This is a genomic window from Deltaproteobacteria bacterium (genome assembly GCA_029210625.1).
In the GTDB taxonomy this organism is placed as follows: Bacteria; Myxococcota; Myxococcia; order SLRQ01; family SLRQ01; genus JARGFU01.
Genome location: JARGFU010000007.1, coordinates 179,524 through 204,965, shown reverse-complemented (window position 1 = coordinate 204,965; position 25,442 = coordinate 179,524). Strand labels below are relative to the sequence as shown.

Sequence of the window (25,442 nt, the reverse complement as noted above, 5' to 3'; positions counted from 1 at the left end):
CTTAGTTAGAAGATGATCTGCGAGAGGAGCTCGTCGAGGAGATCGAGGAGACTGTCGGGCCCGTGGTGCTTGGAGACGAAGCCGTCGGCCCCCGCGGCCTGGGCCCGCACCGCCAGCTCCTCATCGGGGAGGCTGGAGATCAAGATGATGGGCACCCCCTCGGTCTCGAAGCGCTGCTTGAGCGTCCGGCAGATCTCGTCCCCCTGGATGTCCGGCATGTTCAGGTCCGAGAGCACCACCTCCGGCCTGAAGGAGGCCAGCAGCTCCTCGAACTCCAGCAGATCCCCCGCGGTCTCCACCGGGTAGTTCCTCTCCTCGAGGATGCCCGCCATGGCCTCCCTCGAGATCTCGGAGTCGTCGAGGATCAGGACCCGGGGCCGGGCCTCACCGCCGGGCTCGGGCGCCTCGTCCTCGCCCCCCGGAGGGGCGAGCCACCAGTTGTCGGCGCTGGCGGCCTCGCCGATCTCCTTGGCCAGGGTCTGGAGGGCCCGGCGGGCGATCTCGCCCCCCTGGGGTCCCCGACCCGCGAGCTCGGTGAGCTGCTCGAACCAGCCCACGGCCTGCATCAGGGCCTCGCCCCCCGCCCGGACCTCGTCCCGCTCGAAGAGGTTCTCGAGCAGGGCGGCGGCGTCGTGGACGGTCTCCAGCCGGAGCAGGGCGGCCTCCCCCGCGAGGCTGTGCGCCTCGATCCGGATGGTCTCGGCGACCATCTCCGGGGCCTTCTGCATACCGCCCTGCTGCAACAGGGCCAGGATGCGTTCCCGGCGGGCGATGCAGCTCTGGGCGAATCGTGCTTCGAAGGAAGCCTCGCGATCCGAGCTCATCCGGACCCCAGGGACTCGAGGATCTTCAGGGCCTCTTCGACCACGTGCTCGATCCCCCGACCCTTCCAGATGAAGCCAGAGGCACCCACGGCCTCGGCCCGCTTGATGAGCTCCTCCTCCGGGATGTCCGAGAAGAGGTAGATCGGCGCCTCGATGCCACAGGCCTCGCGGAAGTAGCCGACGACGTCGTCGCCGTACATCTGAGGCATGTTGATGTCGAGGAGGATCATGTCTGGCGGGCGATCACCGGCGACCTGATCGGCGACCGGCTCTTCCAGAGCCGTCACCTCGATCCCGGCGTCCTCCAGGGCTCCCCCCACGACGTCCAGCACGAGCTCGCTGTCGTCGATGAGCACGACGCGTTTCATTCCGCACACAATACGCCCCCCCTGGCTCGGGGGACAAGCCGATTGGCAGGGGAGCCGGGCATGGTGTAGCAGGGCCTACCAGGAGGAATTCCCAGCAGATGAAGATCTTTCTCACCGGAGGCACCGGCTTCCTCGGCTCCCACGTCGCCGAGAAGCTGATCGCCGAGCAGCACGAGGTCCGGGCCCTGGTCCGGGCCTCCAGCAAGACCGACCACCTGGAGGCCCTGGGGGTCGAGCTCGTCCACGCCTCCCTCGAGACGGGAGAGGGGCTGGCCGAGGCCCTGGAGGGCTGCGAGGGGGTCGTCCACTGCGCCGGCATCGTGAAGGCGCGCTCCCGCGAGGAGTTCTTCCGGGTCAACGAGGGGGGCACCCGCACCCTCGTCGAGGAGGTCCTGGCGGCCGCCCCGGCGCTGAAGCGCTTCGTCCACATCTCCTCCCTCGAGGCCCAGGGTCCCAGCCCGACCGCCGAGGAGGACACCTCCCGGGCCGAGCCCCACCCCGTGACCCACTACGGGGAGAGCAAGCTGGCCGCCGAGAAGGTGGTGCTGGAGTACGCCGATCGCCTGCCGGTGACGATCCTGCGCCCCACCGCCATCTACGGCCCGCGGGACATCGAGATGTTCGCCTTCTTCCAGTCGGTCTCCCGGGGGCTGATGCCCCTGATGGGGGGGGGCCACCTCCGGGCGACGGTGGTCTACGGGCCCGACGCGGCGGAGGCGATCGTGAAGACCCTCCTCACCGACCACCCGAGCGGGACCACCCACTACCTCACCGACGGCGCCGACTACACCTGGGGCGAGATGGGCGAGGTCATCCTCGAGTCCCTGGGCAAGAGCTGGGCCCTGCGCCTCGCGCTGCCGGTCTGGCTCTTCCGCTTCGTGGCCCTCTTCTCCGAGGCCTGGGGGAAGCTCACCGGCAAGGCGGTGATGTTGACCCGGAACAAGGTCAATGCGCTGGAGGGTCACTGGCTCTGCAGCCCCGCCTCGATGGAGGAGCTGGTGGGATGGAAGCCGAGGTATCCCTGGAAGGAGGGGGTGCCTTTGACGGTGGAGTGGTATCGGAAGGAGCGGTGGCTCTGAGGGGCGGGTTGCGCCCCCACGAGCACGTACACGTACACGTACACGTGCTCGGGTTCTCCCGGGTGCCCGTCGGCGCCGCACCTATCCAGAGGAAAAGCCGTGTACGGGTACGTGTACGTGCGCGTGTACGGCTCAGTCGAGCGACCTGACCCACTCGCTGACGAACTCGACCCCCTCACCCCCTGTGAACGCCGCCACGGCCACCTGGTGCGTGGCCGTCGGCGTGTCGAGAGAGAAGGACCACGACCCCGCCTCGTCCTCGCGCCCGGCCTCCGGCCGGAAGCTCACCACCCTCCCCCCCTCGATCCCGAACCCGAAGGACCGTGACGGCAGCGCGAAGCCGAGGCCCCTCGCCTTCATGTAGGCCTCCTTCAGGGTCCACAGCTCGAAGAAGCGCTCCCGCTGCACCTCCTCGGGGAGGGCGAGCATCGCCGCGTGCTCTGCCTCGGTGAAGTGTCGCCGGGCCAACCGGTCGAGCTCCAGCCGCCTCGGGGTGTACTCGAGATCGACCCCCACCGAGGACTGCGCCGGCGCCAGGGCCAGCACCAGGAGGCCCTGGGTGTGGGAGAGGTTGAAGCTCGGAGCCCCCTCGGGCGCCCCGATCAGCCCGGGCCGCCCCCGCTCTCCCTCCTCGAAGGCCAGGGCCGCGGCGGGCTCCCCCAGCCGCTCGGCCAGGGTGAGGCGCAGCAGGGCCCGCCCGACGAGGTACTCCCGCTGCCGGCGGGGATGGCGGCAGCGCTCGAGGTAGGCGCGCTCCTCCTCGCCGAGGAGCGCCCTCGCCCGCACGAGCTCGGCGGAGGAGAGGCTTCCCGGATCGGCGAGGCGCAGGCGGACTCGCATGAGCCGGCTGCCCGCTACGCGGGCATCTCCTCCCGCAGCTTCGCCAGGGTCGTGGCCACCGCCTCGGCGGTCTCGTCGAGCTGGGCGTCGGTGTGCAGGCAGGAGAGGAAGAAGCGCAGGCGCGCCGCGTCGTCCGCCACCGCCGGGTACATGATCGGCTGCACGTTGATCCCCTGCTCCAGCAGGCGCGCCGAGAGCAGGAGGGCGTGCATCGAGTTGCCGGTCACCGCCGGCACCACCGCCGACTCGCCCCGGGCCGGGCCGGTGTCGACGCCATGATCGACCAGGGCCTGGCGGAAGCGCCGGGCGCCCTCCTGCAGCCGCGTCACCCGCTCGGGCTCCGCCAGCATGAGGCGCAGGGAGGCCAGCGCCGCCACCCCGTTGGCCGGGGTCAGGCCCGCCGAGTAGACGAAGCCGGGGGCGGTGTAGCGCAGGTAGCGCACCAGGCGCTCGCTGCCGGCGATCCAGCCGCCGCAGGAGGCGAGGCTCTTGGAGAGGGTGCCCATCCAGAGGTCGACCTTCGAGCCGGGGACGCCGTGGTGCTCGCCCACGCCGCGGCCGGTGGCGCCGATGACCCCGAAGGAGTGGGCCTCGTCCACCATCAGCAGGCAGCCGTAGCGCTCCTTGAGCTCGACGTAAGCCGGCAGCTGACAGACGTCGCCGTCCATCGAGTAGACCCCCTCGACCACGATCAGCACCTTCTCGTAGTGGCCTCGCAGCTGCGCGAGCTGGGCCTCGAGGTGGGAGGGATCGTCGTGGCGGAAGCCCCGCCGGGCGGCGCCGGAGAGGTGGATGCCCTGGAGGATCGAGTCGTGGATCAGCTCGTCGTGGAGGACCAGGTCCTTCTCGCCGAAGAGGTGCCCGATGGCGTTCACGTTAGTGGCGTGGCCCGCCGTGAAGACGAGGGCGTCCTCGGCGCCCTGCGCCGCGGCCAGCTCCTTCTCGAGCTCACCGTGGAAGGGCCGCTCCCCCGAGGCGACGCGGGACGCCGAGACCGAGGTCCCGTAGCGCGCGACCGCCACCCCCACCTGCTCCACCACCCGGGGATCGCCCGAGAGGCCCAGGTAGTTGTAGGAGGAGAAGTTCTTGAGGGCCCGGCCGTCCACCGTGGAGGTGTCGCGGGCGGTGCCCTGGTGGACCCGGAAGTAGGGGTTCGCGATCCCCGCGGCCTCGGCCATCGAGAGGCGCAGCTCGAGGTCCTTCACCTCGGGCCACTCGCCCGGATCGACGCTCGCCGGATCGAAGCTCGGCGCCGCGGCCGGGCCGGCCTCGCTCGCCGCGACCTCGGGGGCCTCGGCCTTCTCCAGGTTGGCCACGACCTCCTCGCAGAGGAGCAGCAGCTGGCCGCTCGCGTCCCGCAGGCGGACCGTGCCCACGAAGCGATCGGAGGCGGCGCCGGGATCCGGCGCGTCGAAGGTCACCTCGGCGAGCACCTCGCCCGCGGGCAGGGGCGCCAGCTGGCAGAGCCGCCCGATGGAGACCGGCGTGCCCGCCCGCCCCAGCTTCGTCCAGGCCACGTAGCCCGAGAGCTGCATGGCGCTGTCGAGGGCCAGCGGATCGACGCTCCAGCGCTCCCGGTGGGTGCCGGGGATCCAGTCCCTCGGCAGGCCGGTGCGGACCCGGCCGCGGACGAAGTCCTCCCCCACCCCCTCGATGGCGGTGATGCCCTGCAGCAGGGGTCCGTGGAAGGTGACCTCGTCGTAGAAGGCCTTCAGGGAGAGCCCCGGCGCCTCGCCGCCCTCGCGGGGCGGGGGCAGCTCGAGCTCGCCCAGGGGCGCGACGCGGGCCTCGTAGGCCAGCTGCCGCTTCTCGCCCCGGGTCAGGCGCAGCTTGCCGCCGCGGGCCTCGAGGCCGATGCGGGTGCCCTCCCCCTTCGCCACCGCCACGCCGCCGAAGAGGCGCAGGTCGCGCAGCTCGAAGGGCGGCGTGAGGCCACCGGCGTCGGCCAGGAGATCGGCCGCCGCGGCCAGGGGCAGCACCGGCGTGCCCTCCAGGGCGTGGTCGAGGAGGTAGGGGTGGGTCTCCACCGAGAGGGTCTCGCTGGCCTGGTAGCGGCGCTGCAGCAGCGGCAGGCGGCGCCCGTGGACGACCACGCCCGTGGGCCGGGCGAGGTCCTCGATCAGCGCGGCGAGGCCGGCCTCGGTGCCCACGAAGTCGACGCCCTCGGCCCGCATCGCCGCCTGCACCGCCTCGGGGATGGTGGCCACCATCTCCGAGTCGCTCCAGGGGCCGAACTCGGCGACCACCACCGGCAGCTCCAGGCCGAGGAGCCCGGTCAGGCCCGCGAGGCCGGCGTTGGCGGCGGCGTAGTGGGCCTGGTGCTTGTTGCCGAAGCGCCCGGCCCAGGAGCCGATGGCCAGCGCATGGCGCAGGCTCTTGCCGGCCACCGCGATGAGGTTCCCGAAGCCCTGCACCTTCACCGCGCGGGCGAGGGCGCCGGCCTCGGCCTTCACGGACTCGAGGGCGCCATCGGCGAGGACGCCGGCGGCGTGGATCACGCGGGTGATCTCCGGGCGGCCGCCCGGGAGGGCCTCGAGCGCGGCCTCGAGGGCGGCGCGATCGGTGACATCCGCGGCGAGCACGCTGGCCCGCTCGCCAGCGGCCTCGAGCACCGCCTGCATCTCGGCGGAGGGCGCGGAGCGGCCCAGGAGGACCACCCGGGCGCCACCCTCCAGCAGGCGCGCGGCGAGCTTGCCGCCGATGCCCCGCGTGCCGCCGGAGACCAGGAAGGTCTCGCCGGCGAGGTCGAGGGGCTGAGGGGCGGCCAGGGGCGCGAGGCCGGCGACGAGCCGCTCGTCGCCGCGGTAGCAGACGTCGACGCTGCGATCGTCCGAGCGCCACTCGGTCAGGACGCGGGCGGCGATGGCGGCGGGCTCCGTGCCCTCCGCGAAGGAGAGGGCCTTCGTCCGGGCCTCGGGCCACTCCTTGGCCACCGCCCGCACGACGCCCGAGAGGGCCTCCGCGCTCGCGTCCTGCTCCCGGCGCAGGAGGAGCAGATCGGGGCTCGCCTTCTCCCGGGCCTGGTGGGCCAGGGCCGCCAGCAGGGCCGCGGCGCGGTCCTCGTCGGGGCGGGCGCCGGAGGCGGCGCACCAGACCACCAGGTCGGCCACGCCGTCGGTGGCGGCGGCCTCGGGGGCCAGCGTCCAGACCTCGCGCGCCTCCTCGCCCCGGGCCTCGAGGGCGGCGGCGACCGCGACGCGCAGCGCCTCGTCGTCACCGCTGATCAGGATCTTCACCCCGGCGGCGGTGGCGGGCTCCGTCCCGGGCAGCGGGAGGGGACGGAAGATCGGCGCCAGCGCCGCGAGGGGCGCGTCGTCGTCGACCACCTCGGCGGCCTGACCCTGGTGGGTCTCGACGTACTCGACCAGCATCCCGACGGTGGGCTTCTGGAGGAAGAAGTCCTGCTCGACGCCGGAGAGCCCCTCGACGCGGGCGACGAGGTCCTCGACCAGGTCGGCCACCATCAGGGAGTCGAAGCCCAGGTCATCGACCAGGGTCATCTCCATCCGGACGGAGCTCTCGGGGTAGGCGCTGGCCTTGGCCACCGCGGCGACCACCGCCGCCGTGGCGGAGTCGGCCGGGGCGGCCGGGCTCGCGGCCGGCGCCTCGGCGACGACCTTCGCGGCCTCGGCCGGCGCCTGCCCGGCCGAGCGGGAGAGCTTCACCTCGAGGCCCAGCTGGGCCGAGTCCTTCACGCCCCAGTAGCGCTCGGTGGGCCAGACCACCGGCGGCACGCTGGCGACGGTGGCGGGGGCGGTGATCGGCCGGGGGTCGAGATCGACGCCGAGGGTGAAGAGGCGGGCCAGGGTCGCCATCAGCGAGCGGCCGCCGTCCTCGTCCTCGATCCCCGCCAGGGAGAGGACCGGGTACTGCCCCTTGGGGAGGCAGCCGCGGGCGAAGGCGGCCAGGGGGCCGCCGGCACCCACCTGCAGGAAGATCGTGGCCCCGGCCTCCAGGCACTCCTCGACGGCGCGCTCGAAGAGCACCGGCGCGCGGGCGTGCCGGCGGAAGACCTCGCGGGCCGCCGCGGCGTCGGCGTAGGGCACCTCGTCGATGGCCGAGGCGCAGACGACGTCGGCCGGATCGGCGATCTCGAGCCCGTCCACCAGGTCGTCGCAGTCCAGGGCGTCGAGGGCCGGCGAGTGGAAGCCGTGGGAGACCTCCAGGGCGACGGCCTTCACCTTCGCGGCGGCGGCCTTCTCGAGCACCTGCCCGATGGCCTCGGTGGTGCCCGAGGCGACGACCTGGCGGGGATGGTTGAAGTTCGCCAGCACGGCGCCGGGGACCAGCAGGGCCTCGGCCTTGTCGGGCGAGGTCATCAGGGCGCACATCGCCCCGTGATCGCCGGGCAGGGCGGCCATCCGGCGCCCGCGCTCCGCCACGAAGGCGGCGCCGCCGGCGGGGGTGAGCACGCCGCCGGCGACCGCGGCGGTCATCTCTCCGAGGGAGTGGCCGGTGACCACCGCCGGGCGCACGCCCACGCTCTCGAGGAGGCGGGTCAGCGCCACGCCCACCGCGAGGAGGGCCGGCTGGCAGTTCTCGGTGGCGGTGAGCTCGGCGGCCGCCGTCTCGTCGTCGACCTTCTCGGCCCGCCGCTCCGGGTAGAGGAGGTGGGTCAGGGGGCAGCTCAGGGTCTCACCCAGCCCCGCCTCGATCTCGGCCAGGGTGCGGGCCACCACCGGGAAGCGATCCCGGATGCCCGAGATCATGCCGGGGCGCTGGGCGCCCTGCCCCGGGTAGAGGAAGGCGAGCTTCTGGTGCTCGGCCGCCTCACCGACGAAGCAGTCCTCGGCCGCCTCACCGGCGCCGACGGCCCGCAGGCGGGCGATGGCCTCCTCGCGGCTCGCGGCCGTGAGGCCCAGGCGCACGCTCTGGCGCGGCCGGCCGGCCCAGGCCCGGGCGAGCCCGGCCAGGGTGAGGGACGAGTCGCTCTCCATCACCTTCGCGGTGCGGGTGGCGAGACCGCGCAGGTCGGCCTCGCTGCCGGCGCTCATCAGGACCAGCTCGACCTGCTCGGCCGGGGCGGCCTGGAGGTCGGCGCCGACCACCGTGGCGACGCGGCCGGCCTCGGCCTCCTCGAGGTTGCGAAGGACGATGAAGCCGTTGGTGCCGCCGAAGCCGAAGGAGCTCACGCTGGCGTAGCGGCGCTCGGCCTCCCAGGGCTCCTCCCGGGTGGGGACGAAGAAGGGGGAGCCCTCGAGGGGGATGTCGTCCCGGGGCTTCTCGAAGCCCGCCATGGGCGGCAGCTTCGAGTGGTGCACCGCGAGGGCGGCGCGGATCAGGCCCGCCACGCCGGCGCCGGACATCGTGTGGCCGATGTTCGCCTTCGAGGAGCCGAGCGCGACCCGCCTCGCCTTGTCGCCGATGGCCCGGTTCAGGGCCTTGAACTCGGTGGGATCGCCCACCGCGGTGCCGGTGCCGTGGGCCTCGTGGTAGCCGAGGTCCATCGGGTCGAGGCCGGCGTCCCGCCACCCGTCGAGGATGACGTCGGTCTGGCCCTGGTCGAGGGGCGCCATGGGGCCGTCGCCCCGGCCGTCGTTGTTCGAGGAGACGCCCTCGATGACGGCGTAGATCCGCCGGCCCTTGGCGATGGCGTCCTCGAGGCGCTCGAGGAGGACCACGCCGCCGCCGTCGCCCTGCACGAAGCCGTCGGCCCGGGAGTCGAAGGGGCGGCAGTAGCCGCTCTTGCTCATGGCGCCGATGCGGCTGAAGACGATGTGGTGGTCGGGGGTGATGCAGATGTAGACGCCGCCGGCCACGGCCGCGTCGATGGTGCCGGCCCGCAGGTTGGCCACGGCGTCGGCGACGGCCACCGCCGCCGAGGCGCAGGCCGCGTCGGTGGTGTAGGCGGGGCCCTTGAGGTCCAGCTCCTGGGCGACCGTGGCGGCCACCATGTTGCCCAGCGCGCCCGGCGCCGAGAGGGGCCGGGAGGGCACGACCCGCTCGACGGCCCGGGCGATGGCCTCGGGATCCTCGACGCTGCCGAGGTGGCCGCTGGCCATCAGGGCCGCGGTGGCCCGGCTGTTGAGGAGCGAGCGGTACTCGGTGGCGGTGACGCCCATGTAGACGCCGCAGCGCGCGGCGATCTCGGCCGGGGCGATGCCGGCGTCGTCGAAGACCTGCAGGGCCAGCTCGAGGGAGAGGCGCTGCTGCGGATCCATGACCTCGACCCGCCGCGGCGGGATCTTCAGCGCCAGGGCCGGGAAGGCCCGGATGTCGTCTATCCACGCGCCGTGGGGCGCGTAGGACTTGTCCGTCGCCCGCGGATTGTCGGAGAGGAAGACCTCGGTGTCCCACCGATCCGGCGGGACGGGCGCGAAGGCATCGCGCCCCTCTCGCGCCTGCTCCCAGTAGGCGTGAAGGTCGTTTGCGCCGCCGAAGCGGCAGGCCATCCCGACGATCGCGATCGGTTGGCGCATGGGGACACCTCTATGTGCGTTGGGTGGGGAGCGGTCGGTCGTCCGTGGGCTTCAGGCGCTGACGCGCTCGCCCCGGATCAGCGCGGCGAGGTCGCCCAGGCGGCTGACGCGGGCGAGCTCCTCGTCGGGGAAGATCACGTCGACCCGCTCCTCGAGGAAGCCGACCATCTCCATGGTGGAGACGGAGTCGAGGTCGAGGTCCTCGATGGTGGCCTCGAGGGTGATGGAGTCGAAGTCGGCGGCGCGCGCGGGGGCCACCTCGGCGAGGGCCTCCTTGAGGAGGCCCAGGATCTCCTGATCGTTCATCGATGAATCTCCGGTGTCGGTCGAAAGGGGGGCTAGTCGATGCGGCGCAGAGCATACTGCGCCAGCGACTGGTAATGGTTCTCGAAGCCGGTGACGCAGGCGCCGAGGTAGCGGTCGTAGTCGTCGAAGACCTTGTCACCCCACTTCTCGCGGATGACGGTCTCGTTCAGGCGCAGGCGGCGCTGCCACTCGGCGCAGGTCTTCTGGTAGTCCTCGCGGCGCGTCTTGACCTCCATGATCTCCCAGTAGGGGTTCACGGCCATCATGATGTCCTCGAGGCGCAGCGAGAGGCCGCCCGGGAAGATCTCCTGGGTCACCCAGCCGATGTCCCGCAGGTGCTCGCGGTTCCGCGGCACGCGGTTGCGCAGGATGGTCTGCAGGCCGAACCAGGCGCCGGGGTTGGTCCACTCCCAGGCCTTCTTGAAGTAGTCCCGGTAGAGGGCGATGTGCTCGCCCGCGCGCACCTGCTCGGGGGTGGCGATGTGCTCCATCATGCAGATGGAGGTCACGGCGTCGAACTTCTGCTCGGGCTGGAAGTCGGCGTAGGAGACGACGTGAGCCTTCACGCCCGGGATGGCCCGCCGCTCGATCTCGGCGTGCTGGGACCGGGACAGCGTGATGCCGGTGCAGTCCTTCACGCCGCGGGTGGTCGCCATGAACTCCAGGCAGGCACCCCAGCCGCAGCCGATGTCGAGGAAGCGCCCCTCGGGGCTGACCTTGGCGGCGTCCGCCAGCCAGTGCAGCTTCTTCATCTGCGCCTCTTCGAGGCTGTCGGTGTCCTCGTAGAGCGCGCAGGTGTAGTTCATCCGCTCGTCCAGCCAGAGGCGGAAGAACTCGTTGGAGACGTCGTAACTGACTTCGACTTCGGCCTGGGTCGACATGCTCGAGCTCCCTTCGTGCAGTCTTCTCGTGGTTCGTTCGCGATTATCGGAAGGAGGGCGCCGCAGCGCGCGCGCGGGTGATCAAGGACCGCGCGACGTGGCGTGCAAGCGTTACTTTTCCGGCCCGGCTCCCGGCGACGCGGTTGCCCTCGGTGCCGAGCTTGCCGGTGAGGAACTGCTGCCGGGTGCGCCGGCGCTGCAGCTTGCCCGAGGAGGTCTTGGGCAGGATGCCGCGACCCACGCAGATGACCTCGGCCACCGGAACCCCCACGCTCCGCTGGATCTCGGCCTTCACCTGCTCGGCGATGCGATCGTGCTCGGTCGAGGTGGTCTCGAGGACCACGATCGCCTCCTCGGTGGTGTCTCCCATCCGGGAGAAGGCCACCACGTTGCCTCGACGGACTCCGTCCACCTCCGCGGCCGCCCACTCCAGCGTCTGGGGGTGGATGTTGCGTCCGTTGAGGATGATGAGGTCCTTGAGGCGGCCGGTCACGTACACCTGACCGTCCTTGATGAACCCGAGGTCGCCGGTGTGGAGCCAGCCACCCTTGAAGGTGGCCGCCGTCGCCGTCGGGTTCTCGAAGTAGCCGGGGGTCACGGAGGGGCCCTTCACGCAGATCTCGCCCTCGAGGCCCTCACCGAGCACCTCGCCCTTCTCCGGGCACTTCACTGAGATCTCGTGCTCGGGGAAGGCGCTGCCGCAGGCGACCTGCTCGATGGTGGCGCCGCCGTTGGCGGCCACGACCTTGCCCTCCTCCTGGAAGGCCTCGGCGTCGACGACGAGGGTCTTCATCTCGTCTCGCAGGGGCTTGAGGGAGATCGCCAGGGTGGCCTCCGCCATGCCGTAGGCGGGCAGCACCGCGGTCTTCGGGAGGCCGCAGCCCGGGCCGAAGACCTCGTTGAAGTGCCGGATCGCCTCGGCGTTGATCGGCTCGGCGCCGCAGCCGAGGACCTCGACGCAGGAGAGGTCCCACTTCTCGAGATCGCTGGGCTTCGCCTTGCGAGCCGCGAGGGCGAAGGCGAAGGGGGGCGCGAAGGAGATGGTCCCGCGGTGCCGGTGGATGGTCTCCATCCAGACGCTGGTGCGCTTGAGGAAGCGCAGGGTGGGGATGAAGACGACCTTCACGCCCCAGAACATCGGCGCCACCACGAAGCCGATGAGGCCCATGTCGTGGTAGAGCGGCAGCCACGAGACGCCCACGGTCTTCTCGGGGGTCGCGTTCAGGCCGGGGCCCATGATGGCCTCGGAGTTCGCCTTCAGCGAGGCGTGGGTGACGATGACGCCCTTGGGATCCGAGGTGGAGCCCGAGGTGTACTGCAGGAAGGCGATGTCGTCCGGGCCGACCTCCACCTTCTCGGGAGTCCCGCGGAACTCGGCCAGGGTCTCGACCTTGAGCAGCTTGTCCAGGGAGGGGACCTTGCCCACGATGCCCCAGAGCACGTTCTGCAGCTGAGCGGAGGCGACGAGGATCTTCGCGCCGGCGCAGTCGAGGATCTTGGCCGTCTTCTCGGCGTAGGCGTCGAGGCCGCCGAGCGAGAGGGGCGGATAGAGGGGCACCGGGATGATGCCGACGCGCACCGCGGCGAGGAAGGTGATGACGAAGTCCTCGGGCTCGACGACGATCAGGCCGATGCGGTCGCCCTTCTTCAGGCCCTCCGCCTGCAGGCCGGCGGCGCGGTGCGCGGTCAGCTCGGCGAGGTGTGGGAAGCTGTAGGTCGTTTCCGCACCCTTGAGGTCCTGGAAGGTGAAACCGTTCTCCGGATGAAGCTCGCCGATCTTCTCGACGGCCTCGGCGAGGGTCGCATGAGCTGCCTTCATGGGTGGATCCTCCGTCGCGGCGCGTGTTGCCCTAAGACCGCGATTCGTCTGACCAATTTGCCCCCCCGGGCAAAAGGGCGCGCCACATAGCACATCGAGATCGCGTTTTGCCAGGACAATCCAACGCGCCGCGGCAGGCCGATCGAGGCCCCCCGGGAAGGGGTCCAGATCACCTGTGAGCTATCCGCCGGAGGAGGCCGAAATCGGGCCATTTCCCCAATTGGTAAGACCTTTCGGGCACATGGAGAATCAAGCCCGAATTGGTTCGGTCGCGCCGGAGAGAGCGTCCGCTAGCGGGTGCGCCAGGACCAGGCGATCTGGTACCGGTAGCCGGCGAACTGCATCCGCTCGCTGGTGAGGCGCAGCTCCACCGGCCCCGAGGCGCTGATCGCGCAGCAGAGGCGGCCGCCGCGCTCGATGACCCGGAAGGTCTTCTCCTCGGGCTCGGAGAGGGACATGCCGAGGAACTTGCCCGGCGCGATCCCCTCGAGGCTGAAGACCTCGCGGGAGCCCATCACGCTGTAATCGTGGACGGCGATGACCTCGCCCTCGACCACCGCCGGCTCCGGCCGGTCGCGCACCGTGCAGGTCGGCGTGAGCTGCTCGAGGGGCTCGTCCTCGCCGGACCAGGTCCGGACCACCACGTCGAAGCAGGTCTGGCCGGACTCGGTCAGGGCCAGGGTGGCCTCGTCGATGACCGTGTCGTGGCGGATGCCGTGAGGCACGCTCTCGGTCGAGGCGCCGCCGGGGGCCGCGCCGCTGGTGACGAAGTAGCCGGTCATCCGGGCCTTGGGGGTGCCGACCCAGGAGGGGTCGATCCGCCGCTCGATGGCGGCCGGAGGGCAGCCGGTGAGGCCGAGGAGGAAGAGGGCGAGGAAGAGGTGGGTGAGCTTCATCGAAGGTTCTCTCGTCGTTTCGGGGTGGATACCCGCCGCGCTCTGGGACGCTTCAGTAGCACGGGTATTCGAAGTTCGAGGAGGGCGGCTGGATTTCCTCCTACGGGTTCCCGGGACCCCCTGCGCAGGAAGGGTTGAACCCGAAGTCAGCGTGGGAGGTGCGTGATGCCGAACCAGCCCGGAGCCCCGAATCAGCCCCTGCGGCCCCCTCCCCTCCCGCGCCGGGCGCGCCGGGCGGGCCACCCCCGGCTCTCGGTCGGGGGGACGGTCCCCGCGCAGACCCTGGTCCACCTCGGGACCCTGCGCGGGCTGGCCGAGGAGGAGGCGGTCTGCATCGCCTTCCACGCCCGCGGCCTCCCGCTCACCCTCTGGGGCGAGCCCGGCGAGCTGCGGGTGCCCCGGGAGCGCCTCGAGGAGGCCCGGGTGCTCCTGGGCATCGTCCGCTGGGAGATCCAGGCGCGGGCGCGGAGGGCGGGGCGATGACCCACCTCCCTCCTGAACCCGAGAGCTGGAGCATCGGCGCGGTCGACGCCTTCTCCTGGGAGCGTTTCCGGCGCCAGTGGGGGCGCCTGCTCCTGGCCGCCCTCCTGATGGGCGTCGCGATGATCTTCATCGACGCCGCGCTGGAGCGGGCGGCGCTGCGCTTCTTCGAGAACCTGCAGCGCTCGCCGGAGACCGAGCTGCCGGAGCTCCTCTACCAGGTCGTGGGCACCGGGACCTCGCTGGCCAGCTGGATCGCCCAGGGCGTCCTGCAGCTGGGCTTCTACGTGATGATGCTCGAGCTCCTCCGGGAGGGCGAGACCACGCTGCGGCCCCTCTTCGGCCAGTCCCACAAGCTCCCGAAGGTGGCCCTCCAGACCCTCGCCCTCTGGCTCGTGCTGGACCTCCCGCTGACGGCCTGGCACCACGGCCTACTGCAGCTGGTGATGTCCCAGCTGCCGGCAGGAGCGCTGGAGGGCGGCGACGCCCTCGCTCCGGGAGCCGTCGTCGCCCTGGGGATTGGCCTCCTGCTCGCGATCGTCCCCTACGCCTACGTCGCCATGGGGTTCATGTTCGCCGGGCTCGAGCTGGCGGATGACGACGAGGTCGGGGCCCTGCAGGCGATGCGGAACTCCTGGCGCCTGGTCCACGGTCAACGCGGCCGGGCCTTCGTCTTCCTCCCGCTGACCCTCCTGGGCCTCCTGGCCTTCTGCCTCGGCGTGGTGGTGACCTCGGTCTTCGCCGAGCTCGCCTTCGTCGCCCTCTTCCTGACCCTGAAGGATCGCGCGAAGCCCGCCGGAGAGGAACTCGCTGCGATCCCCGCCCCGGCCTCCAACTGAAGGCAGCCCGGCGAAAGGGTCAGACCTTTCGCGTGCTTGCGAGATGCGCTCCCGGGCGCTAGTTACGCCCCCGCCGGATCGCGGGGGCCATCCGGCCGAGGGGAGCACGCATGAGCGACGCCAGCGACACGTCCGTGACCGAGATGCGCAGCGGCGCCGAGCTCAACAAGGCCACCAAGGCCTTCGCGGTGGACGAGCGGGCGCGCACCTGGCGGCTCTGGTTCTCCACCCTGGCGGTGCTGCTCCTCTGCTGGCTCGGGGCGCTGCTCCTGCCCCAGTGGTGGGCGCGGCTGGCCGCGGCGATCCTCACGGGCCTGTGCACGGTGCGGGCCTTCATCTTCTTCCACGACTACCTGCACCGGGCGATCTGGGTGGACTCGAGGCTCGGCGGCGCCTTCATGAGCGCGGTGGGCTTCCTGGTGCTGGCCCCGCCGAGCGTCTGGCGCGAGACCCACAACTACCACCACAAGCACAACGCGAAGCTGGTCGGCTCCGCCATCGGCTCCTACCCGGTGGTCACCGCGGCGATGTACCGCGGCATGAGCGAGAAGCAGCGCAAGGCCTACCGCCTGGTGCGCCACCCCCTCACCATGCTCACCGGCTACCTCACCCTCTTCGCCCTGGGGATGTGCGTCGCGCCCTTCAAGCGCGATCCGAAGCAGCACTGGGGCGGCCCGGTGGCGCTCGCGCTCCACGCCGCGATCCTGGCGGGCCTCTTCGCCTGGGGCGGGTGGCAGGCGGCCCTCTTCGGCGGCGTGATCCCGCTGGCCGTCGCCTGCGCCGCGGGCAGCTACCTCTTCTACGCCCAGCACAACTTCCCGGAGATCGAGCTGAAGGGCCGGCGCGACTGGGACTACACCCACGCGGCGCTCAAGAGCTCCAGCCTCTTCGAGATGAGCGCCCTGATGCACTGGTTCACCGGCGAGATCGGCTACCACCACGTGCACCACCTCAACCACCGCATCCCCTTCTACCGGCTGCGCGACGCGATGGAGGCCATCCCCGAGCTGCAGAGCCCCGGCCGCACCTCCTGGCGGCTCGCCGACGTGTGGGCCTGCCTGAAGCTCGACGTCTGGGACGCGGACTCGGGAAGGATGGTCAGCCTGCGGGAGCTGCCTCCACCGGCGGCGGAGGCTCCGAGCCTGAAGGCGGCCTAGGCTCGCTCGCCACCTCGCCCCCGGTCGGGCGGGTCCAGACGTAGAAGGCCCGGTAGCGCCGCCGCTCGCCCTCGCGCTCGTAGCCGGCCAGCCCCTCGAGCACCTGCCACTTGAGGTGATCGGGGTGGTAGCGCTGGTAGGAGAAGAGGGGCACGATCCGGAAGCTGTAGGAGGGCCCCTTGGGCCCCACGCCGCTGGACCAGGCGATGTTGAGCAGGATGTGGGTCTCCTCCTGCTCGCCCTGGAAGCTCCAGTAGATCGGCGCCAGCGCCCGGAAGCGGGTGCCGCTGCCCGGGAAGCGCAGGTCCCAGTAGAAGGGGGCCACCACCGTGGCCGCGAGGTCGGGGCCGGCGCCGCGCCAGTAGAGGCCCACCACCGAGTGCAGGAAGCGATCGCCGTTGCGGTAGGAGACGGCCACCGGCGAGTAGAAGGCGTGCCCCTCCGGGTGGCTGCGGTAGTAGGCCAGCGGGGTGTAGAGGGTCGCCTCGTCCGCGTCGCGCCGGTAGTGCAGGAGCGGCAGCAGGGTCAGCCGCGAGCGGTCCGGCCGCTGCCGGTAGAAGAAGATCGGCGGCAGGTAGGCGTGGGCGTGGCCCTCCCCTCCCCCGGCGAAGAGCACCGGCGCCAGCCCCGCGCTCCAGCGCCCGCCGCGGCGGTGGAGGAAGGCCGGCCCCACCACGGTGGTCGAGCGCTCGCCGCGCCGGTGGTGGAGGAAGGGGCCGACCCAGGTCGTGCTCCCCTCGGGGGTGCGGCCGAAGTGCATCAGGAGGGGCGGCAGGGTCAGGGAGGAGGCCTCGGGGCTGCGCCGGGCGAAGACGAGGGGGAAGGAGCCCCAGGAGACCCGCTCGCCCCTTCGCCGGTGCCAGGTGTTGAGCATCCAGAAGGTCGAGCGCCCGGGCTCGCGGGAGTGGTAGGCCAGCAGCGGCGGCACGAGGGTCCAGCGGCGCTCGCCCTCCCGCCCGTGGAGGAAGAGGGGCAGGAGCCCGCCCGAGACCGACTCGCCCCGCTTCAGGCGGAAGTAGGGGCCGGCCACCAGGGTCGCGTCCTCCCCCTGCACCCGGCGGTAGAAGAGGGCCGGGGGGACGAGGTCGTAGTCGAAGCGCTCGTTGCGCGAGCCGAAGTAGAGGGGGAAGAGGCCGCCGCTCCAGCCGGCCTCGTCCTTCACCCGGTAGAAGGGGCCCACCACCAGCGAGGTGCGCCCCGCGTGGACGTTGCGCCAGGTCAGCAGGGGCGGGATCAGATCGGTCGAGCGCTCGTCGGTGCGCGCCCCGAGGTAGAGGGGGAAGACGCCCGCCCGCCAGCCGCTCTCGCTGCGCGCCCGGTAGAAGGGCCCCACCACGGTGAGGCGCCGCTCGGGCGAGGCGAAGTCGAAGAGGAGGGGCGGCACCACCAGGTGGTGGCGGTCCCCTCGCCGGCCCTCGAAGAGGAGGGGGAAGACGGTCAGCGCATGTCCGTCGGGCCGCTTCACGTAGCGCGTGTTGAGCAACCCCAGGCGCAGCTCGTCCTCGGTCTTCTGCCAGTAGGCGAAGAGGGGCGGGATGATGTGGAAGCTGCGGCGCGAGTTGCGCCCGCCGGCCCAGAGGGGCAGCAGCCCCGCCTCCCACCCCTCGGCGTCCCGGTAGCGGTAGAAGCCGGGCAGGGCCAGGTCGAGCTGCATCTCCGGGGTGCGCCGGCTGAAGAAGAGGGGGAAGAGGGCGCGGGTGCGCTTCTCGCCCACCCGGGAGAGGTAGAGGGGCCCGGCCAGGGTCCGCTCCACGCCCTCGCGCCCCGAGTGGTGGAAGAGGAGCGGCGGGATCGAGAGCCAGTGCCGGTGCTCGGTGCGGCCGGCGAAGGCCAGCGGGAAGCTGCTGAAGGAGAAGGTGCCGTCGGGGCGGTGGCGGTACCAGGTGTTGGCGAACCAGAGGCGGGTGCCCTGCTCGTCCCGCCAGCGCGCCAGGAGCAGGGGCGGCACGACGTCGTAGCCGCCGGTGGCGTGCCGCCCGCCGAAGTAGAGGGGCGCGAGGCCGGCGTGCCAGCCCTGGGCCATGCGGTGCCGGTAGAGGGGGCCGAAGAGCACGCTGTCCTTGCGCTCGGGCCCCTCGCCCTGGGCGAGGTGGATGAAGAGGGGCGGCACCAGATCCCAGCGCCGGTGCCCGGTCTTGCCGCCGAAGTAGAGGGGCACGAAGCCCGCCCGCCAGCCGTCGATCCGGCGCTGGTAGAAGGTGTTGAGCACCAGGGTGGTGCGGGTCCAGCCGTCGTCGAAGTCCCAGGCCAGGGGGAAGAGGACGAAGTGCCGCCGCGAGCCCTCCCGCCCGGCGAAGAGGAGCGGCGTCAGGCCGAGGGAGAAGCCGTTGGGGCGCTTCTTGTACCAGGAGCCCAGGACGACGGTCGTCTCCTCCTCGCCGTCGCCGCCGTGGTAGGTCGCCAGCGGCGGGATGAAGAGGGAGTGCTGCCGCCCCTCCCTCTTCGCGAAGAAGAAGGGGAAGGAGCCGGCGCGGAAGTCCTCGCCGTCCTTGAAGTACCAGCTCTGCACCGACCAGAAGCGGACGCGCTCGCCCCCGTCCTCCGAGAGCCGCAGGGTCAAGAGCGGCGGCAGCACGTCGACCCGCCGGCCCTCGCCGCCCCAGGCCATCCACAGCGGGAAGGCGCCGGCCGAGAAGTGGCCGTCGCGGTGGTGGGAGTAGAAGGGCCCGACGAAGGTGGTCTCCCGGTCGGGGCCCTGCAGGTGGCCGAAGAAGGGCAGCACCAGGGTGTGCTGCCGCTCGGGGCGGCGGGCGACGTAGACCAGCGGCGTCAGTCCCAGGGTGAAGCCCCGATCGTCGCGGTGGTACCAGGAGCCCAGGGCGGTGAAGGTCGTCTCCCGGCCGCCGCGGTCCCACCACATCAGGAGGGGGGGCACGAGATCCCAGCGCCGGGCGCGCTTGCGGCCGCCGATCCAGAGGGGGACGATCCCGGCGGCCCACCGGCGGTGGTCCTCCTGCTCCGCGTCGCCTCCCCGCAGGGGCCGGTGGTAGCGGAAGAAGGGGCCGACCAGGGTGAAGCGGAAGCGGTCCCGCTTGTGCCAGTCGGCGAAGACCGGGAGACCGAGGGCGTAGCTCTCGCTGCCGTCCCCGCCGGCCCAGATCAGGGGCGGCAGGGAGAAGCGCCACTCGTCGGGGTCACGCTCGTACTTCGCGAGGGCCACCCGCACCCGCAGGTGGCCGGGCCAGGCCTCGCGATGCAGCAGGAGGGGCGGCACGACGTCCCAGCGCCGCTCGCCCTCGCGGCCGCCGATCCAGAAGGGCAGCAGCCCGGCGCTCCAGCCCCCGGGGTCGGTCTGCTGGTAGTAGGGGCCGAGCACCAGCCGGCGCCGGACGTAGGGGCCGCCGGGCAGGTCTCGCTCCCGGTGGCTCCAGATCAGCGGGAAGAGGACGTCGCTCGAGGCCAGCGCGTCGCGCCGGTAGAAGTAGGGCCCCACCACCCCCGCCACGCCCGCGGCGTCGCTCTTGCGGCCGTAGAGCAGCGGCGGCACCAGCACCGTGCGCGCGTCGTCCCGCTGCCAGTCGAAGTAGAAGGGGACGACGGCGCTGTTGCGCCAGGTCACCGGCCCCTCCGGCCGCGCGCGCTCCCGGAGGCTCCAGACCAGGGGGAAGAGCACGTCGCTCGAGGCCAGCGCGTCGCGGCGATAGAAGTAGGGCCCGACCACGCCCGCGATGCCGGCCTCGTCCCGCCGGGAGCCGAAGAGGGGGGTGACCAGGAGGCGTGAGCCCGGGCGGCAGTCATGCAGCAGGAGCGGCAGGGCCAGGCGGGTGTAGGTGTCGTCCTCGGGGTCGGAGTAGTCGGCGTAGACGCCGCCGATCCAGCGGAAGCGGCGCGTGGAGTCGGAGACGAAGAGGGGCGGCAGCCAGATCCCCGAGGGGCGGAAGGCCTCCTGGTCCCGGGACATCCGGGTCAGCTGCTGCAGCCGCGCCTTGCGCTTCTGCGAGAGGCAGGGAGCGTAGACGTCCTTCCCGGCCTCCGCCCGGGTGGCCGGCAGCGCCAGCGCGCCGAGCAGCAGGGCGAGGGCCGCCCCCCGGAGCGTCCGGCGCGACGCAAGGTGCGCACAGGTGTGCGCAGCCCACCACGCACCGGCCCCTCTGTGCCGGTGCTCCCTGGCTGATCGGAGCATTCGGGCAGAGGTCTTTGCAGGGACGGTGCCAGCCTCAGCGCTGGCGGCGCCGCAGCACCCACTCGGTGATCAGGCCGAGGCGGACCGGATCGAAGTAGGCCTCGACCGCGAAGACGAAGAGGCCGACGGGGACGAGGGCCAGCATCAGCGCCGCGCTCGCCGCGCCGGTGTCGACGTAGGCGACGAGCCAGGGCTCGAGCAGCGCGATCGTGCCGAGCTGGATCGCGACGACCGCCGCCGAGAGCAGGAGCGCCCAGAGCCTCCAGGGGAAGGAGGTGCGCACGCTCGGATCGAGGGCGTCGATCATGCCGAAGACGATGTGGTCCTGCCGCACGCGGATCGCGATGGCGACGACCAGGATCAGGGACCCGAGCACCGGGAGGATGGTGCCGAAGAGCCCGTAGAGGCCGAGGGCGAAGACGAGGCCGCCCCAGAGGTCCTGACCACCGCGCGCGGCCTTCATCTGCCGCTGCATCTCGATGATGACCATCCCGCCCGAGCCCATTCCCATGGGGTGCCTCCTCCTTGTCCGGGTTGCCCACCAGCGACGCCGGAAGCCCGGCGGTCTGACGATATCAAGCGGCCTTACGTCTCGGAAATCGGCGGGCGATCCCTCCCCCACTTCGCTAGGCTGCACGCCATGTCACGCACCGCGACCCTCGTCACCGGCCTCCTCCTCTCCCTGACCCTCGCCGCCTGCGGGCCGGCGGTGGAGACCGGCGAGCCGGACGGCGGCGGCGCGGACGGCGGCGCGAGCGACGGCGGCGGCGATCCCGACGGCGGCGGGGGCGACGGCGGCGTGGCCTGGCAGTGCGAACCGGATCCGACCCTGACGCGCGGCGCGCCGGTGACCGCGCCCGCCGGCGCCTGGACCTGGGTCGACGTGCCCGAGTCCCGCTGCATGGACGGCTCGCAGACCGGCTTCGGGATCCGGATGAACCCCGCCTCCGACAAGCTGATGATCTACCTGCAGGGGGGCGGCGCCTGCTTCGATCGCTTCACCTGCGCCACGGTCGCCAACCAGAACGGCTTCGACGGCGCCGACTTCGCCTCCTTCGCGAGCAGCAACGCGGACCGCGGCATCTTCGACTCGACCGATCCCGCCAACCCCGTCCACGACTGGAACATGGTCTTCGTCCCCTACTGCTCGGGCGACGTCCACGCCGGCTCGGCCTTCATCGGCGCCCAGAACCGGACGCAGATCGGCTGGGACAACTTCCGGGCGGCCCTCGGGCGCCTGGTGCCGACCTTCGAGGGCGCGAGCCAGGTGCTCCTCACCGGCTCGAGCGCCGGCGGCTTCGGCGCGGCGCTCAACTTCCCCCAGACGCAGGAGGCCTTCGGCTGCACGCGCGTCGATCTCCTCGACGACGCGGGCCCCCCGATGGCCGACGACTACCTCAAGCCCTGCCTGCAGGCGCAGTGGAAGGACCTCTGGAACCTCGAGGCCACCCTCCCCGCCGACTGCGCCGACTGCTTCGGGGCCGACGGCGGCGGCATCGTGAACTTCATGCCCTACCTCGCCGAGCGCTATCCCGGGAGCAACCTCGGCCTGCTCTCCTCGACCGGCGATCAGACCATCCGGACCTTCTTCTCCTACGGCTACAGCGCCGACTGCAGCCGGCCGGCCACCATGCCCGCCGCCGACTTCGAGGCCGGCCTGATCGATCTGCGGGACCGGGTCATGCTCGGCCACAGCAACGCGGCGTCCTTTTACGAGCGCGGTGACTTCCACACCTTCCTCGGCTCGAACCCCGGCGGCCACAGCGTGGAGGGCGTCGATCTGAACACCTGGATCGGGGCCCTCGTCGCCCACGATCCGGCCTGGCAGAGCGTCGGCCCCTAGGGGTCGCGCGACCGGGCGGATCTCGCAAGTAGCCGTCTTCACGGCCCCTTTTTCTCACGCGAGATGTCAGGCGTGGGATACTTGCATACCTTGTCCTACATCTGTATACAGCGCGCGAATTCGAACGGGGGTGGCCTGCGGATGCACCGCGGCCGACCGGAGGTTTTTCGATATGACTCGCCTGCTTCGCGCCGAGTTCCTCTTCGCCATCGCTGCTTCCACCGTCCTCGCGCTCGCCGGCGGCTGCGGCAGCGAGAACGTCGTGCCTGCGCCCTACTCCGAGCTGCATGGCGGCGGTGAGGGCACGAACCTCGATCCCGTCGACGGCCCGGTCTGGAAGATCGTGGCGACGCACGAGGGCGTCTTCGAGGCCGAGGCGGGCAGCCACGTTCAGGTGCCCTTCCAGGTGCTGCGCGACGACGAGCCGATGGCCGCCGAGGTGGTCCGCTTCGAGCTGCGCACCGTCACCGGCGAGGCCCAGCTGACCGCCGAGTTCGATCTCACCCGCGAGAACGGCCTGGCCGCCGCCGAGCTCGACGCCGGCCCGGGCCTCGGTGAGGTGATCGTGGTGGCCGTCCACTCCCTGGGTGGCGAGGCCGAGTTCCCCCTGACCATCATCGAGCCGGCCGTGGTCGAGCCCCTCCCCGCCACCCTGCGGGTGGGCGTGCTCTACGCCTCGCAGGCCCGCTGGCCGGTCGACGAGGTGAGCGTGACCGTGGCCGAGGGCATCGACTGCGCCGGCATCGAGGCCGGTCAGAGCTTCGCTCCCCTCGGCGATCAGCTCCTCCCCGATCTCCAGAGCTCGCTCCTCTTCACCCGCGTGAAGACCGAGGTCCCCCTCACCGTCGTGGCGGTGGGCACCCAGACCGGCGCCGAGATGGCCTCCGGCTGCGTCGACGGCCTCGTCCTCGCCCCCGAGGAGAACGGCGGCGTGGTCGTCCGCCTCCTGCCCTTCGGCCTCGACGCCACCGGCACCTGGGCGGTCTCCCACAGCTTCGACTTCGGCAACGCGCTGCCGGGCGATCTGGGCGGCGTCTTCTCCGTCCTCGATCAGCTCTTCGACGATCCGGACGATCCCGCCCGCTACCTGGTCGGGTGGATCCAGACCGAGCTCGGCTTCAGCCTCGGCCCCATCGAGGAGATGGTCATCTCCCTCGTCGACGACCTGCTCGTGGACGTCATCCCCGCCGGCCTGCAGGGCCTCTTCCAGCGGGTGGGCGAGGCCGCCCGCCTCGTGACCCAGTTCGGGGTCGACGCGACGATGGTCATCGCCCAGGATCCCACCAGCGCGACCGGTCAGCTGCAGTCCGACGAGCTCTGGCACGCCGCCCGCTTCGTCTGGAAGGGGCAGCCCCACACCGTCGACCTCGCGGCCGCCGGCCTCCCCGAGACCCGCGCCCTCTACCCGGTGCAGGTCGCCGAGGACGCCCGCCTGATCGTCCCCTCGCACGACCTGGAGATCCCCTTCGTGGGCCTCTACCGGGTCGTGCTCACCAACCTGGTCTACCCCGACATCGCCGGGAACGGCGCGACCACCACCCACGACCTCCTGCGCTCGGTGATCGACTGCCAGGCCGTGGCCAGTGAGATCGAGGCCTCCGACGGCGCCGCCGACGGCCAGCTGGACCTGGGTCTGGTGCAGATCCCCGCCTCCCAGCTCGAGGCCTCCTGCGACGCCGGCCTGGGCTACATCGCCAACCAGATCGACGGTCAGATCGACGGCCTGGCCGGCAGCGGCCCCTCGATCCTCACCCTCGACGGCATCGCCGACCTCGACGGCGACGACGGCCAGCGGCACCCGCTGCACATGGACGCCGGTCAGTGGACCGGTCACCTGGATCTCTCCGGCAACCAGCACGTCGTCAGCGGCACCTTCGACGGCACCCGCCAGTAGGCTCCACCCAACCATAGGGGGGCGTCATGTCACGCCTGCTCGCCCTGTCCCTCGCCCTGCTCCTCCCGGCTTGCTTCCCCTCGCCCGACGACGGGGGCGGCGGGGGTGGAGGCGGCGGCGGCGGCGGGCCGACCACGGCCTTCGTCAACGGGGACTTCGAGCAGGGCCCGGGGGTCGGCTGGGTCGAGGAGCCCGCCGGCCTGATCGTGCCGGCCTCCTCCCTCGGCGGCGTCGCGGTCTCCGGCACGATGGTCGGCTGGATCGGCTACGCCCAGGACGACCGCCACGTCGCGCGCCTCTCCCAGACGGTCATCGTCCCGGCGGCGCCGGTGAGCCTCGACTACTTCATCTACCTCTACTCGGATGAGATCTGCGACCCACCCTACTGGGACCAGCTCTCCCTCTACGCCAACGGCGCGGTGATCCTGCAGAACGCCCGCCTCTGCAGGACCGACTCCGAGGGGTGGAACCAGGCGACCCACGACGTCTCTCACCTGGCCGGTCAGACCGTCACCTTCACCTGGGAGATCCTCTCCAACCCCGGTGATCCCCTGGCGAGCCTGGCGGCCTTCGACGACGTGCGCTTCAGCCACTAGGGCGAGGCCCGGCGGCCAGGCCCTCGCTTGACTTCGTGCGAGCCGGGGCCTACCCCACCCCCTCATGACACCCTGGATCATCATCGGCGTCGTCGTGGCCCTCTTCCTCCTCCTGAAGATGAGCCAGCGGCCGGACATCGACGGGGCCGCGGCCGCCCGCCTGGCCAAGGAGGGCGCGCTCCTCCTCGACGTGCGTTCGGCCAACGAGTTCTCGGTGGGCAGCCTGCCCGGCGCCCGCAACATCTCGGTCCACGATCTGCAGAAGCGCATGGCCGAGGTCGGCCCCAAGGAGCGGGGCGTGGTCGTCTTCTGCCTCTCGGGCAGCCGCTCGGCGGTGGCTGCCAAGGCGCTCAAGGCCGCGGGCTACACCAAGGTGCACAACCTCGGCGCCATGGCCCGCTACCCTCGCTAGGCTCAGACGGAGACCTTCATCTCCCGCAGCTCGGGGTGGAGGATGAGCTTCGGCTCGGTCTTCTCCTGCACCTCCTCGACCGTCACGCCCGGGGCGAGCTCGGTGAGGACCAGCCCCTCGTCGGTGATCTTCATCCACGCGAGGTCGGTGGCGATCTCGTGGACGCAGGCCACGCCGGTGAGCGGGAGGTCGCACTCGTTCAGGATCTTCAGCGCGCCGTTGCGGGCCACGTGCTCCATCATGACCACGACCCGGCGCGAGCCGGCGACGAGGTCCATGGCGCCGCCCATCCCCTTCACCATCTTGCCGGGGATCATCCAGTTCGCCAGGTCGCCCTTGCCCGAGACCTGCATGGCCCCGAGGACGCACATGTCGACGTGCCCGCCGCGGATCATCGCGAAGGACTCGGCCGAGGAGAAGTAGGAGGTGCCGGGCAGCTCGGTGATGGTCTGCTTGCCGGCGTTGATGAGGTCCGGATCCTCATCCCCCGCGAAGGGGAAGGGACCGATGCCCAGCATCCCGTTCTCGGACTGCAGGATGACCGTCTTCCCCTCGGGGACGTAGTTCGGAATCAAGGTGGGCATGCCGATGCCGAGGTTGACGTAGAAGCCGTCCTCGAGCTCGTGGGCGATGCGCTCGGCGAGCTGGTTGCGGGTGAGGGCCATC

19 protein-coding genes are annotated in these 25,442 nt (G+C 71.8%); 8 read left to right on the top strand and 11 right to left on the bottom strand.

What is annotated here, in order from left to right:
- Positions 1-5: 5 nt before the first annotated feature.
- Together P1V51_08740 and P1V51_08735 are read right to left on the bottom strand one after the other, a co-directional pair.
- On the bottom strand, positions 6-824 hold the full coding sequence (locus P1V51_08740) for a response regulator (protein ID MDF1563117.1): 819 nt from the start codon (positions 822-824) through the stop codon (positions 6-8).
- On the bottom strand, positions 821-1,192 hold the full coding sequence (locus P1V51_08735) for a response regulator (protein MDF1563116.1): 372 nt from the start codon (positions 1,190-1,192) through the stop codon (positions 821-823). The genes P1V51_08740 and P1V51_08735 overlap by 4 nt, the downstream gene beginning before the upstream one ends.
- Before the next feature lie 98 nt (positions 1,193-1,290).
- Between P1V51_08735 and P1V51_08730 the strand changes: the two genes are divergently transcribed.
- Positions 1,291-2,271, top strand: a complete 981-nt coding sequence (locus tag P1V51_08730; protein ID MDF1563115.1) for an NAD-dependent epimerase/dehydratase family protein — start codon at positions 1,291-1,293, stop codon at positions 2,269-2,271.
- Between the two features lie 132 nt (positions 2,272-2,403).
- Here P1V51_08730 and P1V51_08725 read toward each other — a convergent pair whose 3' ends face one another.
- From P1V51_08725 to P1V51_08700, 6 genes are all read right to left on the bottom strand, one after another.
- Positions 2,404-3,111: a 4'-phosphopantetheinyl transferase superfamily protein gene (locus P1V51_08725; protein MDF1563114.1), complete on the bottom strand. Its 708-nt coding sequence runs from the start codon at positions 3,109-3,111 to the stop codon at positions 2,404-2,406.
- A 14-nt stretch (positions 3,112-3,125) separates the two neighbouring features.
- A complete protein-coding gene (locus P1V51_08720; GenBank protein ID MDF1563113.1) occupies positions 3,126-9,530 on the bottom strand; it encodes an aminotransferase class I/II-fold pyridoxal phosphate-dependent enzyme in 6,405 nt (2,134 codons plus the stop codon).
- A 51-nt stretch (positions 9,531-9,581) separates the two neighbouring features.
- A complete protein-coding gene (locus tag P1V51_08715; GenBank protein MDF1563112.1) occupies positions 9,582-9,836 on the bottom strand; it encodes an acyl carrier protein in 255 nt (84 codons plus the stop codon).
- Between the two features lie 32 nt (positions 9,837-9,868).
- Complete coding sequence (locus P1V51_08710) at positions 9,869-10,717, bottom strand: class I SAM-dependent methyltransferase (GenBank protein ID MDF1563111.1); 849 nt, start codon at positions 10,715-10,717, stop codon at positions 9,869-9,871.
- A 43-nt stretch (positions 10,718-10,760) separates the two neighbouring features.
- Positions 10,761-12,536, bottom strand: a complete 1,776-nt coding sequence (locus P1V51_08705; protein ID MDF1563110.1) for a fatty acyl-AMP ligase — start codon at positions 12,534-12,536, stop codon at positions 10,761-10,763.
- Between the two features lie 290 nt (positions 12,537-12,826).
- Complete coding sequence (locus P1V51_08700) at positions 12,827-13,432, bottom strand: hypothetical protein (protein ID MDF1563109.1); 606 nt, start codon at positions 13,430-13,432, stop codon at positions 12,827-12,829.
- 165 nt (positions 13,433-13,597) lie between these two features.
- Here P1V51_08700 and P1V51_08695 point away from each other — a divergent pair, with 165 nt between their 5' ends.
- From P1V51_08695 to P1V51_08685, 3 genes are all read left to right on the top strand, one after another.
- Positions 13,598-13,915, top strand: coding sequence for a hypothetical protein (locus tag P1V51_08695; GenBank protein ID MDF1563108.1), 318 nt, complete (start codon positions 13,598-13,600; stop codon positions 13,913-13,915).
- Entirely contained in the window at positions 13,912-14,751 is an 840-nt protein-coding gene (locus tag P1V51_08690) for a hypothetical protein (protein ID MDF1563107.1), read from the top strand. Before P1V51_08695 ends, P1V51_08690 begins: the two co-directional genes overlap by 4 nt.
- A gap of 110 nt (positions 14,752-14,861) precedes the next feature.
- Positions 14,862-15,908, top strand: coding sequence for a fatty acid desaturase (locus P1V51_08685; protein ID MDF1563106.1), 1,047 nt, complete (start codon positions 14,862-14,864; stop codon positions 15,906-15,908).
- Here P1V51_08685 and P1V51_08680 read toward each other — a convergent pair.
- Both P1V51_08680 and P1V51_08675 read right to left on the bottom strand, forming a co-directional pair.
- On the bottom strand, positions 15,850-20,031 hold the full coding sequence (locus tag P1V51_08680; protein MDF1563105.1) for a hypothetical protein: 4,182 nt from the start codon (positions 20,029-20,031) through the stop codon (positions 15,850-15,852). The two genes, P1V51_08685 and P1V51_08680, sit on opposite strands and share 59 nt — an antisense overlap.
- 34 nt (positions 20,032-20,065) lie before the next feature.
- On the bottom strand, positions 20,066-20,542 hold the full coding sequence (locus P1V51_08675) for a hypothetical protein (GenBank protein MDF1563104.1): 477 nt from the start codon (positions 20,540-20,542) through the stop codon (positions 20,066-20,068).
- Between the two features lie 129 nt (positions 20,543-20,671).
- Here P1V51_08675 and P1V51_08670 point away from each other — a divergent pair, with 129 nt between their 5' ends.
- From P1V51_08670 to P1V51_08655, 4 genes are all read left to right on the top strand, one after another.
- A complete protein-coding gene (locus tag P1V51_08670) occupies positions 20,672-21,874 on the top strand; it encodes a pectin acetylesterase-family hydrolase (GenBank protein ID MDF1563103.1) in 1,203 nt (400 codons plus the stop codon).
- A 172-nt stretch (positions 21,875-22,046) separates the two neighbouring features.
- Positions 22,047-23,768 carry a hypothetical protein gene (locus P1V51_08665; GenBank protein ID MDF1563102.1) on the top strand — a complete coding sequence of 574 codons (1,722 nt, stop codon included), beginning with the start codon at positions 22,047-22,049 and terminating at the stop codon, positions 23,766-23,768.
- A gap of 26 nt (positions 23,769-23,794) precedes the next feature.
- The gene (locus P1V51_08660; protein MDF1563101.1) at positions 23,795-24,364 is read left to right on the top strand and encodes a hypothetical protein; all 570 of its coding nucleotides are present in this window, start codon (positions 23,795-23,797) and stop codon (positions 24,362-24,364) included.
- 64 nt (positions 24,365-24,428) lie between these two features.
- Positions 24,429-24,776 carry a rhodanese-like domain-containing protein gene (locus tag P1V51_08655; GenBank protein ID MDF1563100.1) on the top strand — a complete coding sequence of 116 codons (348 nt, stop codon included), beginning with the start codon at positions 24,429-24,431 and terminating at the stop codon, positions 24,774-24,776.
- A 2-nt stretch (positions 24,777-24,778) separates the two neighbouring features.
- Here P1V51_08655 and P1V51_08650 read toward each other — a convergent pair whose 3' ends face one another.
- The gene (locus tag P1V51_08650) at positions 24,779-25,441 is read right to left on the bottom strand and encodes a CoA transferase subunit B (protein MDF1563099.1); all 663 of its coding nucleotides are present in this window, start codon (positions 25,439-25,441) and stop codon (positions 24,779-24,781) included.
- Between the last annotated feature and the right edge of the window lies 1 nt (position 25,442).